Source organism: Cryobacterium psychrophilum (genome assembly GCF_004365915.1).
GTDB classification, from domain to species: domain Bacteria; phylum Actinomycetota; class Actinomycetes; order Actinomycetales; family Microbacteriaceae; genus Cryobacterium; species Cryobacterium psychrophilum.
In genome coordinates this window covers 279,136-291,685 of the sequence record NZ_SODI01000001.1, presented here as the reverse complement: position 1 = coordinate 291,685, position 12,550 = coordinate 279,136, and the positions used below count along the sequence as shown (strand labels likewise).

Annotated in this window: 13 protein-coding genes; 9 read left to right on the top strand and 4 right to left on the bottom strand. The window is 66.1% G+C overall.

Annotated features, from left to right (window positions below; all coding sequences use genetic code 11):
• Position 1: 1 nt before the first annotated feature.
• The 5 genes from EDD25_RS18285 (at position 2) to EDD25_RS01360 (ending at position 6,758) form a co-directional block, all read left to right on the top strand.
• Positions 2-103, top strand: coding sequence for an MFS transporter small subunit (locus EDD25_RS18285; RefSeq protein ID WP_422386753.1), 102 nt, complete (start codon positions 2-4; stop codon positions 101-103).
• A 210-nt stretch (positions 104-313) separates the two neighbouring features.
• Entirely contained in the window at positions 314-2,461 is a 2,148-nt protein-coding gene (locus EDD25_RS01375) for a glycosyltransferase (RefSeq protein WP_241986235.1), read from the top strand.
• Positions 2,458-3,768 carry a glycosyltransferase gene (locus tag EDD25_RS01370; RefSeq protein WP_134171697.1) on the top strand — a complete coding sequence of 437 codons (1,311 nt, stop codon included), beginning with the start codon at positions 2,458-2,460 and terminating at the stop codon, positions 3,766-3,768. Before EDD25_RS01375 ends, EDD25_RS01370 begins: the two co-directional genes overlap by 4 nt.
• 116 nt (positions 3,769-3,884) lie before the next feature.
• Positions 3,885-4,655: a VOC family protein gene (locus EDD25_RS01365; RefSeq protein ID WP_134171696.1), complete on the top strand. Its 771-nt coding sequence runs from the start codon at positions 3,885-3,887 to the stop codon at positions 4,653-4,655.
• A 246-nt stretch (positions 4,656-4,901) separates the two neighbouring features.
• Positions 4,902-6,758 carry a glycoside hydrolase family 15 protein gene (locus EDD25_RS01360; RefSeq protein ID WP_134171695.1) on the top strand — a complete coding sequence of 619 codons (1,857 nt, stop codon included), beginning with the start codon at positions 4,902-4,904 and terminating at the stop codon, positions 6,756-6,758.
• A gap of 160 nt (positions 6,759-6,918) precedes the next feature.
• Here the strand turns inward: EDD25_RS01360 and EDD25_RS01355 are convergent, their stop codons facing one another.
• Positions 6,919-7,332 carry an arsenate reductase ArsC gene (locus EDD25_RS01355; protein ID WP_134171694.1) on the bottom strand — a complete coding sequence of 138 codons (414 nt, stop codon included), beginning with the start codon at positions 7,330-7,332 and terminating at the stop codon, positions 6,919-6,921.
• The gene (gene arsB / locus EDD25_RS01350) at positions 7,329-8,486 is read right to left on the bottom strand and encodes an ACR3 family arsenite efflux transporter (protein WP_134171693.1); all 1,158 of its coding nucleotides are present in this window, start codon (positions 8,484-8,486) and stop codon (positions 7,329-7,331) included. Before arsB ends, EDD25_RS01355 begins: the two co-directional genes overlap by 4 nt.
• Positions 8,487-8,615: 129 nt before the next feature.
• Here arsB and EDD25_RS01345 point away from each other — a divergent pair, with 129 nt between their 5' ends.
• The gene (locus tag EDD25_RS01345; protein WP_243834545.1) at positions 8,616-8,930 is read left to right on the top strand and encodes an ArsR/SmtB family transcription factor; all 315 of its coding nucleotides are present in this window, start codon (positions 8,616-8,618) and stop codon (positions 8,928-8,930) included.
• A gap of 208 nt (positions 8,931-9,138) precedes the next feature.
• Positions 9,139-9,630 (top strand): 2-oxo-4-hydroxy-4-carboxy-5-ureidoimidazoline decarboxylase, encoded by a 492-nt coding sequence (gene uraD, locus EDD25_RS01340; RefSeq protein WP_134171691.1) that lies wholly within the window; start codon positions 9,139-9,141, stop codon positions 9,628-9,630.
• Between the two features lie 61 nt (positions 9,631-9,691).
• Here the strand turns inward: uraD and EDD25_RS01335 are convergent, their stop codons facing one another.
• The gene (locus EDD25_RS01335) at positions 9,692-10,267 is read right to left on the bottom strand and encodes a DUF2017 family protein (RefSeq protein ID WP_134171690.1); all 576 of its coding nucleotides are present in this window, start codon (positions 10,265-10,267) and stop codon (positions 9,692-9,694) included.
• Complete coding sequence (gene clpS, locus EDD25_RS17855) at positions 10,264-10,542, bottom strand: ATP-dependent Clp protease adapter ClpS (protein ID WP_241986234.1); 279 nt, start codon at positions 10,540-10,542, stop codon at positions 10,264-10,266. The genes EDD25_RS01335 and clpS overlap by 4 nt, the downstream gene beginning before the upstream one ends.
• A 111-nt stretch (positions 10,543-10,653) precedes the next feature.
• Between clpS and EDD25_RS01325 the strand changes: the two genes are divergently transcribed.
• Together EDD25_RS01325 and sufU are read left to right on the top strand one after the other, a co-directional pair.
• Positions 10,654-11,964, top strand: coding sequence for a SufS family cysteine desulfurase (locus EDD25_RS01325; RefSeq protein ID WP_134171688.1), 1,311 nt, complete (start codon positions 10,654-10,656; stop codon positions 11,962-11,964).
• Positions 11,961-12,443 (top strand): Fe-S cluster assembly sulfur transfer protein SufU, encoded by a 483-nt coding sequence (gene sufU, locus EDD25_RS01320; protein ID WP_134171687.1) that lies wholly within the window; start codon positions 11,961-11,963, stop codon positions 12,441-12,443. The genes EDD25_RS01325 and sufU overlap by 4 nt, the downstream gene beginning before the upstream one ends.
• Positions 12,444-12,550: the final 107 nt, after the last annotated feature.

The window sequence follows — 12,550 nt, the reverse complement described above, 5'->3', positions numbered from 1 at the left end:
CATGAAGAGCCTGAAACTCGTTCTGGGGTGGGCCCTTGTCGGCGTTCCACTCGCCTACGGTGTGACGCAGACACTGATCAAGGTCACCGCTCTGTTCAGCTGACGGTCCACTAGCTGGAGCTTTGCTGCGAGGAACTCACGACCGCGCACGGGTCGCCGGATTATGGGAAGATGCATCCGGCGACCCGTGCATTCCGATCGCCAGCTCATGAATCGTCCTGATCACATAGCCAGAATTCTTGACGGGAGAACCACCGTGGGACCGCACACCGCTCTTGATGTCATGCGTCAGTCCGGATCCATTCTGGCTGGAATGAGGTGTGCCGACGACCTCACCGTTGCGTCCAGCCGCGATGGGGGCAGTCGGGCCGTGCGACTGCTTGCCGCCGCGGCCATCGATCCCGTCGACCAGCTCACGGCCATCGCCGCCGTGCACGCGCTGGCTCGCATCTTCGACGACTCGGCCGATGACGTGCTCGTGCCGCTCCTGTCCCATGATTCCGGTTATTTGCGAGAACACGCCGCCTGGGCCTTCGGTATTCGCCTCCCGCGGCTCGATGCCGTGGCGGGCCTCGTGCGCATGGTGAGCGAGGGTGGATTCTCTGGCATGGTGGCCCAGCGCACGCTTGAGCAGTGGTCGGCCTCCGCCGCTGATTCGGTCGCGCTGTCGCTCGAATCCGCGCTCCTCGGGGTACGGGAACCCGGCGCCCGCTCGCGTCTGGTCGAGACCATTGGGCTGGTGCCCGGTCGCATTTCGGAGCGGATGCTGCGAACCGTGGCAATGGACCCGGACGAGCCGCTTGAGACCAGGACCGCCGCCGTTGCCGGACTCGGTGACCGCGGCGCGAACGACGAGAGAACTCGAATCGTGACCGCGCTCGCGTTCGGGGAGGGCGAGCTCGCCGCCGTTGCTCGACTGGCGCTGTTCGATCTCACGACCGCGAGCCACCCGCGCCCACCCTGGAGCCACGGGACAACCATCGCCCAGCTCTTCCTGCACGCCGACATCGACGGCGCGCTGTCGCGGGTGGGTTCCGGGGACAACGGCGGCATCGCGACACTGCTCGTTCGCCTCGGCGACGCCCTGGTGGCCGGGCACCGAGCATCGGGGGTCGACCTCAGCAGCCGCTCAGATCTCACCGCGACCGAGCAGGTCGAGCGGGTGCTCACCCTCTCTCGCGGTACCCACGAGACCGCATTGTCGTGCCTGTCGGAGGTCGCATCCACTCTGTCGGGCCATGCCTTCGCGGCCGTTCCCTTTGTCGGGGGAGTGACGCCGGCAGCGGATGCCTGGCCCCGGCGGATCGCGGCCCAACGAGGTATCCGTCGAGTGCTGCGCGCCGCTGGAACCGTCGATGCCATTCATTTGCGCATGGCCGACGTGGGGAGTCTCGCGGCGGCCACGGTCGCCAGGGAACTCGACATTCCCATCGTCTTCACCGTGGCGCCCGACCCGCACGCCGTCATCGACTCCCTCGAACGCTCCGGCACCCTCACGCGCGGCAACTTCGGTGCCGTTGACGAAGCCGAGCACTTCTGGTTTCGCGCGCGCCTCGTGCAGCGGCTTGCAGCGGATGCCGCCCACACGGTGTTCTTTCCCCGCCCGGACCTGGAACGGGACATGCGTGACCTCGTCGGGATTGACATCACGGCACACCCGGAGCGGCACACGGTCGCTGCGGAGGGCATCGATGTCGCGGTGATTGAGCGTTCCCTCGCCGGCGCCCGCACGCCACGCGATGGCGCGCCGGTGCCGCCGGCGCTGGCGGAGCTGGACGCTCTGCTGCACGGCCTGCCGGAGCATCGGCGCGGACTTCCTCTGCTCATTTCCGTGGGCAGGCTGCACCGGGTCAAGGGAATGGCGAGTCTCGTGGAGGCGTGGGCGGCAGACCCGACCCTGCATGAGGGTGGCAACCTGCTCATTGTCGGGGGTGACCTCGAACATCCATCGCCCGACGAACAGGAACAGCTCAGTCGTATCGGTGCTGTGGTGCCGCTCGACGGTACGGCAGAGCACGGCCTGATTCTCGCGGGGCATCGAGCCAACGACACCGTGTCCAGCTGGCTCGTGGCGGCCCGCTTTGGCCGACCCGGGTTGAATGCGCCGCACGGCGCCTATGTGTGCGCGAGCGTGAAGGAGGAATTTGGGCTCGCACTTCTGGAAGCCATGGCCACCGGCCTGCCGGTCGTCGCGCCGCATGCCGGTGGTCCGGCCACGTACGTGGAGCATGGCGTGACCGGATTCCTGGTGGACACGACAGACAGCGGTGCCCTCGCCGGGGCAATCTGTGCGGCGCTCGAGCTGGCGGTGGGGCCGTTTGGCCCGGAGTATGCCGAACGGGGTTGCGCCATGGTGGCCCGATCATTCACGATTCAGGCCATGGCCCGTTCGCTCACCCAGGTGTATCGGGATGTCGCGAACGCCAGCGAAGAAGCCACCTGGGCGTTGAACGCCCTGTGACGCTCCTGATCATCAGCCCCGACTATGCCTCCCACCTGTTTCCTCTGGCAACGCTCGGAACGGCCTGGCAGGAGGCGGGGGAACGTGTCGTTGTGGCCAGCGGCCCCGCGACGGCCGACATCGTGCGCGCGTTCGGGTTCGAGCGGGAGAATCTGCAGCTCGGCCGGGGATCCAATCCAGGGGTGATCCGCGCGGAGGCACAGCCTCGCGGCGAGGATGACGCGCTCCGTGGCTTCTTCGCGGCCACCCGGCTGGGAATGGTCGAGACCCTGCGTTTCCAGGCGGAGGCGCGCAGCAACGACCTGCTGTGGAATCCGGTGCAGATTGCCCGCAGCGTTCAGCAGCTGGTGGAGAGGGTCCAGCCGGACCAGGTGATCGTTGACCACCTCGCCTTCGCGGCCAGGCTGGGCCTGCTCGCGGCGGGCGTGCGTCACGCCGACGTCGTACTGGGGCATCCGTCCGCACTGCCCGTGGTCGGTGAGGTCTACGGCTACCCGCCGACGTGGCCCAGTATCTTCCGCCCCGACATCAACGACCTTGCCGCGCTGCGGCTGCTCTGCGAAGCGGTGCGGGATTCCTTCACCGCACAGTGGAACGCCGCGTTGCTTGAGCTTGACCCGCAGGCCGTGCCCAGCACCGACGCCTTCCGGGAGACGGGCGATGTTCTCCTCCTGAACTACCCCGCCGAACTGCACTCGTCGGCGCGCGGCCTGTTGCTGCCCGAGCATGCCTTCCTCGGATCGGCGGTACGGTCCGAGGCGACGGATGCCGAGGTCGAGGCCTGGCTCGAGGAAAGCGGCGAACCCGTCGTGTACGTGAGTTTCGGGAGTTTTCTGTCCGTCCGCGGCGACGTGCTCGAACGGGTGGTCGCGGCGCTCCACGGTCTTCCCGTGCGGGTTGCCCTCGCGACGGGTTCCACCGACCCCACCTCGCTCGGGCCCATTCCCACGCCCTGGCTCGTGCGTGGTTTCCTGCCGCAGGTGCGCCTGCTGGAGCATTCCGTACTGGCGGTGAGCCACGGGGGCAACAACAGCGTCACTGAGGCGATGACGGCCGGCGTTCCCCTGCTTCTTCTGCCCTTTTCCACTGACCAGTTCGCGGGAGCCGCCGCCCTCGATGCGGCTGGTTTCGGGGAAACGCTCGACCCGAATATCGCGTCGACAGATGAGATTCGTGCGGCTGCGGCGCGGTTGCTGCTTCTCGCCGGGGAGCCCCGCGGCCGGCTGAGGCACCTGGGGGTCTCCCTCTCCGGTGGTACAGGGCCGCGGCGCGCCTTCGAAGCACTGATGGGTGTTCGCACGGGTTGAGCGGGTCGCGCGGTCACGGCTGCAAAACCGCAGTCTTGTCGGCGCCCCGTGGTCGTCATACACTCGCCGGAAGCCGCCACACCCGAACGGTGACGGCACCGGTCAAAGGAGACATCGTGCCCGCTTCCGACATTTCACCGATCGGTGCCCCCGTCTGGTTCGATCTCTTGAGTTCTGACCCCGGGGCGGCCCAGGCCTTCTACGCGGGTGTTTTCGGATGGACTGTTGAGGAGATGGGACCCGAGCACGGCAACTACGTGAACTTTCGCAAGAACGGCGCCCGCATCGCCGGAATGATGCAGAACCCCGGCGGAGCGCCCGACGGGTGGATCACGTACCTCAAGAGCATCGACGCCGATGCCACCGCCGCCACGATCTGGGAGGCCGGTGGAACGGTGCTGTTCGAGCCGTCGGATGTCAGGGGTGTCGGGCGCATGGCCATCGCGCTCGACCCGACCGGGGCGATGGTGGGCGTGTGGGAACCTGGCACGATGAGCGGCTTCGATCTCGCGGACGAGGCCTCGACAGCCGTCTGGCACGAGCTGCAGACCAGTGACTACGCGAAGGAGGTGACGTTCTACGAGAAGGCCTTTGGCTGGCACACCGAGGTGATGAGCGACACCGACCAATTACGCTACACCCTGCTCAAGAGCGGTGACGTGGACTACGCCGGCATCATGGATGCGAGCGCGTACTACCCACAGAACGCACCGGGCACCTGGGAGATCTACATCGGTGCGACCGACGTGGACGCGACGATCGCCACGGTCCTCGAGCTCGGTGGAAGCCTCGTGCAGGCGGCCGAAGACACTCTTTTCGGGCGACTCGCCAAAATTTCCGACCCCACCGGGGCGACCATCAAGCTCTCCTCTGTGGCGGTGCACTGAGCGTCGGCAGCAGCCGGGATGAGAGTGTCTCTGGGCGCGTGGCCAGTGGGTTGGGTCGAGAAGGTCAGCGAATGAACCACCTGCAATAAAACATGGCCGCGGGTGGTTGTGGCGTATGAACCTTGTTAGGACGAAACCTTGTTGGGACGAAACTATGACATGCCACATCGACACTGCAACCACCATCGCCCGGCCTGTCGATGGTGAGTCTGGGCCCGAGGCGCTTGTTGATGCGGAAGAACTCGGATGAGTGACCTTCCGATCGCCGACCACGCGCTGCTCTCGGATCGGCACTCCGCCGCCCTGGTGACCAGGGACGGTTCGATCGCCTGGCTGTGCTTCCCCCGGTTCGACAGCGAATCCGTGTTTGCGTCGATCCTGGACGACGCTGCCGGGCACTGGTCGATCCGGCCCAGCACGCTGGCCACATCAACCCGCTCGTACGTGGAAGGGACGATGGCCCTGCAGACCACTTTCCACACCGATGAGGGCACCCTCGAACTGATCGACGCCCTGGAGCTGGGGGACTCCAGCGATCCACACCGCCTCGGCGAAAATGCGCCACACACCCTGCTGCGCGGCGTGCACTGCACCAGGGGTCGGGTCACGATCGAGATGACCTGCCGCCCCCGCCCCGAATACGGTCTGGTGGTCCCGGTCTTTGCTGAGATCGATTCCGGTGTTGTCGCCACCGGCGGTTCGGGCCGGCTCACCCTGTCGCTTCCTGCCCCGGTGACGGGCCTCGGCGGGGAGATCCGGGTTCGGTTCACTCTCGAGGCGGGACAACACCGGTATTTTGCCCTGCAGCGCACGCGCCTCGGCGAGCCGCTACCGGGTGCCTACACCCAGGATGAGATCGCGACCGGCTTGGCGTCCACGACCGCGAGCTGGCAGGAGTGGTCGGCGATCCACCAAAGCTATGACGGGCCGTGGCGGGAGCTGGTTCATCACTCGGGACGGGTGCTCCAGGCGCTGAGCTACCAGCCCACCGGTGCGATCGTGGCCGCCGCTACGACATCCTTGCCCGAGGAAATCGGCGGTGAACGCAACTGGGACTACCGCTACTCGTGGGTACGCGACGCCAGTTTCACCATGAAGGCCCTCTGGGTTGCTGCCTGCCCGGATGAAGCCCACGAATTCTTCGACTTCATGACCGCCGCCGCCGCGCACTCCAGCCCCGACCGTCATCTGCAGATCATGTTCGGCATCGGCGGCGAACATGACCTGTCCGAACGGTTCCTCCCACAACTGACCGGGTGGCGCGGGAGCGGCCCTGTCCGGGTGGGAAACGGCGCGTGGGACCAACCACAGCTTGATGTCTACGGCGAACTCCTCGACGCGGCGTTCCGGCTGAGTGAGCAACTCGGCGAGATCGAACCTGCCACACGAACCTTCCTGGTCGCCCTCGCCGATGCGGCCGCAAGCCAATGGCAGCAGCCGGACAACGGCATCTGGGAAATCCGCGGTGCCCCGCGCCACTTCCTCTACTCGAAACTCATGTGCTGGGTAGCCCTCGACCGCGCAATCGCCATGGCCGAGCAGCTGCACGCAACAGACCGAGTCGCCGAGTGGTCAACGATGGCCGCGCAGATCCGCGCCACCATCCTCGAGAAGGGATGGAACGAGGAGGCCGGCGCCTTCACGCAATCCTTTGATTCGCCCGACCTGGACGCGGCGGCACTGATGCTACCGATCGTCGGGTTCCTGCCGGCATCCGATCCCCGCGTGCTCGCCACCGTGGACGCCATCATCGAGCGGCTCACGGACACCCGAGGGCTGGTCTACAGGTACCAGACAGACACGGGCGTCGACGGCCTGAACGGAAACGAGGGCACCTTCCTGCTCTGCACATTCTGGCTCGCCCATGTCCTCGCCGCCGGAGGCCGGTCCGGTGAAGCCCGCGAGGTGTTCGAGCGAGCCGTGAGCCACACCAACGACGTCGGCCTGCTCGCGGAGGAGATCGACTCGGAAACGGGCGAACAACTGGGCAATTTTCCCCAGGCGTTCAGTCACGTCGGACTGATCAATGCCGCGTGGGCCATCGATCAGGCTGAGAGCCACTTCCCCGCCAACGAGGGAACACCAGCCGAAAACGCCCCGTAGTCGAGGTTTTGCTGCACGTCCCCATCCCAACCCGGCGGTGCGGCCGGCGGGTGTGCCGGAGGCGTCGACGACGGCGCGCGCCAGATGCCCGGTCGCGGTGCCTCCCGCGCACGCAGCAGGGACGGGGTGTCTCCACGGCCGGCCCCGATTGTCAGAAGACTCAGACCGTGGCCGGGAGGATCTCGGCGAGCAGCGCCTGCACGCGCCGTTTGATGTCGTCGCGGATGGGTCGCACCTCATCGAGGTTCTTGCCGGCCGGGTCGGTCAGCTCCCAATCCTCGTAGCGCTTGCCGGGGAAGATGGGGCAGACGTCGCCGCAACCCATGGTGATGACGGCGTCGGAGGCCTGTACCTGCTCGGTGGAGAGAAGCTGGGGCACGTTGCCCGTGATATCGATGCCCTCTTCCTGCATGGCCTGGATTGCGATCGGGTTGATCTGGTTGCCGGGCTCCGACCCGCCCGAGAGCACCCGGACGGCGCCATCGGAGAGGGCCGTCATGTAACCGGCGGCCATTTGCGAGCGGCCGGCGTTGTGAATGCACACGAAGAGCACAATGGGTGTGGGAGAGGTCATGGTGTTGTCCTTTGCCGTGCCGGAGTCGGTGTGGATGCCGGAGTCGGTGTGGATGCCGGAGTCGGCGTGGATGCGGGAGTGGTGGGGAAGAGGCGGGGCCGCAACCAGAGCGCCACGTAGACAAGGGCCACGAGGGCCGGCACCTCAATGAGCGGACCGACGATCCCGGCCAGGGCCTGCCCGCTCGTGGCACCGAATGTGCCGATCGCGACGGCGATGGCCAGTTCGAAGTTGTTGCCGGCGGCGGTGAAGGCCAGCGTGGTCGAACGCTCGTAGGCCAGGCCCGCGATCTTGCCCACGGCGAACCCGAGCAGGAACATCACGCCGAAGTAGACCAGCATCGGCAAGGCAATTCGCGCGACGTCAAACGGGGCGTCGATCACCTGTCGGCCCTGCAGGGCGAACAGCATCACGATCGTGAACAGCAGGCCGTAGAGCGCAAACGGTCCGACCTTGGGAAGAAATGTTGCCTCGTACCAGGTGCGGCCGCGGCGCGCTTCACCGATGCGCCGGGAGAGGTAGCCGGCCAGGAGCGGGATGCCGAGGAACACGAGCACGCTTGCGGTGATGGCCCAGAAGGAGAAGTCCGCGCTTGTGGTGGGCAGGCCCAGCCAGGCGGGGAGAACCTGCAGGTAGAACCAGCCGAGCGCACCGAAGGCGATGACCTGGAACACGGAGTTGACCGCCACCAGGAACGCGGCGGCCTCCCGGTCACCGCAGGCAAGGTCGTTCCAGATCAGCACCATGGCGATGCAGCGGGCGAGGCCCACGATGATCAGTCCGGTGCGGTACTCGGGCAGGTCGGGCAGGAAGATCCATGCCAGCGCAAACATGAGCGCGGGACCCAGCACCCAGTTCAGGAGCAGCGAGGAGACGAGCAGGCGCTTGTCGCCCGCGATCGTCCGGGCATCCGAATAGCGCACCTTCGCCAGCACGGGGTACATCATGACGAGTAATCCGATCGCGATCGGGACGCTTACTGAGCCGATCGAGAATGCGTGCAGCGCGTCACCGACAGCCGGAAGGAACGCGGCCAGGAGCAGGCCGGCTCCCATCGCCGCGATGATCCAGACCGGCAGGTACCGGTCGGTGAGCCCGAGTTGGGGCGGCCCCTGCGACAGTGACGCCGAAGAAACTGGTTCGGGGGAAATCATTGGGCGCGGTCGCCTCCAGGATAAGATCGAAGTACTTCGATATGTTAAGTTTCACGAATGTATCGATACTTGTCAATCTAGCGAGAGGGTGTTCACGTGCCGTTAGCCCAGTTGCTCCCACTGACCGACGTGAGCGCATGCCAACCAGCAACGACGCCCGCGTTGAGCGCCGAGAGCGCCGTTGACCTGGCTCGGATCTTCAAGGCGGTCGCCGACCCGACCCGGCTTCGGTTGATTTCCATGGTCGCCGCGCACGAGCAGGCTGAAGTCTGCGTGTGTGACCTGACAGCGCCCCTGGACCTGGGCCAGCCCACCGTCTCCCACCACCTGAAGATCCTCGTTGAGGCGGGCATCCTGTCGCGGGACAAACGCGGGATCTGGGCCTATTACAAGCTCGTCCCTGGGACTCTTGACTCCCTCGCCCACCAGCTGCTCAGTCTGTAGGGCATGCTCCCGAACGGAGTCCTCACCTCAATCCGCCGCCACGCCCGTTGAGGGGCCGCGGCCGCCACGCGGACGAGTTGGTCGCCGCTGCGGGATTCCGCTCGTGCTCATCGCCGATTCGCCGGCCCGCCGCCGTATGGTCTCGCCGCGGCGCAGGCCCTAGGCTGATCGAGCACACTATCCTTGTCGATCGAGGTCTGGGGAGCGAATGAAAACTGTAGGTGCTCAGGAGTTACGCGGGTGGCTGGAATCGTGCCTGGCCGTTCCGCGGTGGGTCGACGGGGTCCTGGCCCGTGGGCCATTCAATGCGCCAGCCGACCTGCTGCTGGCGGCGCGGGAGGAGGCGACCCCGCTCAGCCCGGCCGAGATCGAGCAGGCGCTGTCCGGGCACCCTCGGATCGGGGAAGCCGCCGCGGGTGACTCGCAGGCCAGTCAGTTCTCCCGTGGCGAGCAGCAATCCGTTGACGCCCACGACGAGGCGGTCGACGAGGCCGTCGCGGAAGGAAATCGGGCGTACGAAGAGCGTTTCGGTCGCATCTTTTTGATTCGAGCCGCTGGGCGCTCACGGACCGAAATTCTCACTGAACTCAATCGTCGACTTGAACTCGACGATGCCGCAGAACTGACGAACGTCACCAACGAACTGCGAGACATCGCGCTTCTTCGCCTGGCGAGGCTTGCGGCACAGCCCTCGGGTTGATGTTGGCCACACGAAACGGGCGAACAGGCCACCTATCGCTTGAGCGACAGATCAGACCGCGCTAGATATCAATGGAGTAAATGAGTGACTCCTGCACCATGCCGACCCACGCATAGAGTTCGTTGAGGAACGGTGCTTCGTCATCTTCGAGGTGCAGGGCACCGTCGGGGGAGATCAGCAGACGTTGCGCCAGGGTGAGGCGCAGGTCGTTGAGCGTGCGCAACCACGACTGCACGGCCTCCGGGTCGAGGTCGAGGGTGACGGGTTCGCGGGGTTTAGGGTTCGGCTCGCGGGCGCGCCGCGCTGCCGCGCCCGGCGAGTTATCGGCCGGCGTCATCGGCGTATCGGCGAGGGCCGCTCGCAGGGTCGCGAGTACCACCCGTGCATTGAACACCTTGGCCGCGAGCAGGTCGCCGGCCGTGAAGCGACGAAACTCGGCGGTCGCCTCCTCGTCGTCAGGGTAGGCATCCGGCAGCATGCGGCGCAGCACGGGGTCAGCGGATGCCACAACCACGTCGTCACCGGCGGTCTCGAGCATGTCCACGAGCTGGGCGACCGCGAGTTGCATCAGGTCGGCCTCGACCGGCTTGAACCGACCGACAAGGTTGCCGGAGGCAGCGAGTCCGAAGATGCTCACGAGTCGGCCTTGGCGAGCGTCGCCCAGAGACCATAGCCGTGCATGGCCTCGACGTGACGTTCCATGGCCTCACGGTTGCCGGTTGCCACGACCGACTTGCCGTTGTGGTGCACCTGCAACATGAGTCGTTCGGCCTCCTCCGGGGTGAAACCGAAGTAGCTGCGGAACACGTAGGACACGTAAGACATGAGGTTGACCGGGTCATTCCAGACCAGAGTCACCCATGGCCGATCCAGCACGGTGTCAGGACGCACGTCAAGTAGGGGCTCGGTCACGGTCACCGTATAAGCGTTACACGGCTTCGAACCGATTTCCACCGCTCGCACCCGAGCAATTGTGAGGACGCTGGCGGAAACACAAACCGAGCGAGGGAATATCCTTGATGTATGACCTCTCTTGTTCCACCGACCATGATGGCACCCACGCTTACCGCCGCCGAGGTGGAACGCATCCGCAATGACTTTCCCGTGCTGGCCCAACTCGTGAACGGACATCCGCTCAACTATCTGGATTCCGGGGCAACATCGCAGAACCCCATCAGCGTGATGGAAGCCGAGCAGGAGTACTACGAGCAGCGCAACGCCGCCGTGCACCGCGGGGCGCACACCCTCGCGGTCGGTGCGACCGAGGTGTTCGAAGCCGCCCGCGAGACGGTTGCCTCCTTCATCGGGGCGGAGAGCACCGAGCTTGTCTGGACGTCCAACGCCACCGAGGCGATCAACCTTGTGGCCTACTCGTTCTCCAATGCCTCTCTCGGACTCGGGGGAGAGGCCGCGAAACGCTTCGCGCTCGCTGGGGGTGACGAGATCGTGGTCACCGAGATGGAGCACCATGCCAACCTCATCCCCTGGCAGCAGCTCGCCCTGCGCACCGGCGCCACGCTTCGCTTCATCCCCGTTCACGACGATGGCACGCTTGACCTCGTCGCGGCCGCCGAGATCGTGGGGACGCACACACGTGTGCTCGCGTTCACGCACGCGTCCAATGTGACCGGCGGGATCAACCCCGTTGCCGAGCTGGTACGACTGGCCAGGCGCGTCGGCGCCCTCGTGGTTCTTGATGCGTGCCAGTCCGTTCCGCACCTGCCGGTGAATGTGGTCGAGCTCGATGTGGATTTTGCGGTCTTCTCCGGTCACAAAATGCTCGGGCCCACCGGTATCGGCGCGCTCTACGGCAAGGCGGAACTGCTCGCCGACATGCCGCCCTTCCTCACCGGTGGCTCCATGATCACCACGGTCAGCATGCATGAGGCTGAATTCCTGGCGCCGCCCCAGCGCTTCGAGGCGGGCACGCAACGCATTTCGCAGGCCATAGCCCTCGCTGCCGCGGTGGACTACCTGCGCGAGACCGGCATGGCCCGCATCGCTGGCTGGGAGGCCACGCTCGGGCAGCGCCTCATGGAGGGACTCGGCGAGATTCCCGGCATCCGCGTGCTGGGCCCGGGAATCGGTGTGGAACGCCTCGGACTCGCGAGCTTCGAGGTGGTCGGCGTTCACGCGCACGACGTGGGCCAGTACCTCGACGACGCGGGCATTGCCGTGCGTGTGGGACACCATTGCGCCCAGCCACTGCACCGCCGTCTGGGAGTCACCGCATCAACCCGCGCGAGCACCTATCTGTACACGACGACCGACGAGGTGGACCAGTTCCTGGCCACCCTGCGTGAGGTCGCACCTTTCTTTGGAGTCACGCCGTGAGCGACCTGCAACAGCTGTACCAGACCATCATCCTCGACCACTACAAGGCGCGGCATGGTGCCTCCGCGGAACCCCTCGCGGCTCTCGACGCCGCGGGTTCGCCGCGGGTGGCCGAGTCGCACCAGCTGAATACGTCCTGCGGCGACGAGGTCACCATGCGCGTGACGCTCAGCCCGGCAGGGGGCGAGACCACTGTGGAGGACCTCGTGTGGCGAGGCGAGGGCTGCTCGATCTCCATTGCATCCGCTTCGGTACTGAACGACACACTGCGCGGCCTCACCGTGGCGGAGGCACGCACGCTGCTGGACACGTTCCGCGAAATGCTGCGGTCACGCGGCAAGATCGAGCCCGACGAGGACGTGCTCGGAGACGCGGCAGCCTTCAGCGGTGTCTCGCGCTATCCGGCGCGGGTCAAGTGCGCCATGCTGCCCTGGGTGGCCTTCGAAGCCGCCGTGCTTGAGGTTGAATCCCGCGCCTGAGTCCCACCCAAAGGTCACGGCTATCCAAGCGGCAGGTGCGTGACCCGGCGCGATTGACTATCGCATCGAATCGGAGTTGGGCAATCGTCAGGCGCGCCGCAACATCG

Bases quoted from the DNA above. Each gene is read 5' to 3' on its own strand.
- EDD25_RS18285 (WP_422386753.1), top strand. From the start codon at position 2: ATGAAGAGCCTGAAACTCGTTCTGGGGTGGGCCCTTGTCGGCGTTCCA.
- EDD25_RS01375 (WP_241986235.1), top strand. From the start codon at position 314: ATGAGGTGTGCCGACGACCTCACCGTTGCGTCCAGCCGCGATGGGGGC.
- EDD25_RS01360 (WP_134171695.1), top strand. From the start codon at position 4,902: ATGAGTGACCTTCCGATCGCCGACCACGCGCTGCTCTCGGATCGGCAC.
- EDD25_RS01355 (WP_134171694.1), bottom strand. From the start codon at position 7,332: ATGACCTCTCCCACACCCATTGTGCTCTTCGTGTGCATTCACAACGCC.
- arsB (WP_134171693.1), bottom strand. From the start codon at position 8,486: ATGATTTCCCCCGAACCAGTTTCTTCGGCGTCACTGTCGCAGGGGCCG.
- uraD (WP_134171691.1), top strand. From the start codon at position 9,139: ATGAAAACTGTAGGTGCTCAGGAGTTACGCGGGTGGCTGGAATCGTGC.
- EDD25_RS01325 (WP_134171688.1), top strand. From the start codon at position 10,654: ATGACCTCTCTTGTTCCACCGACCATGATGGCACCCACGCTTACCGCC.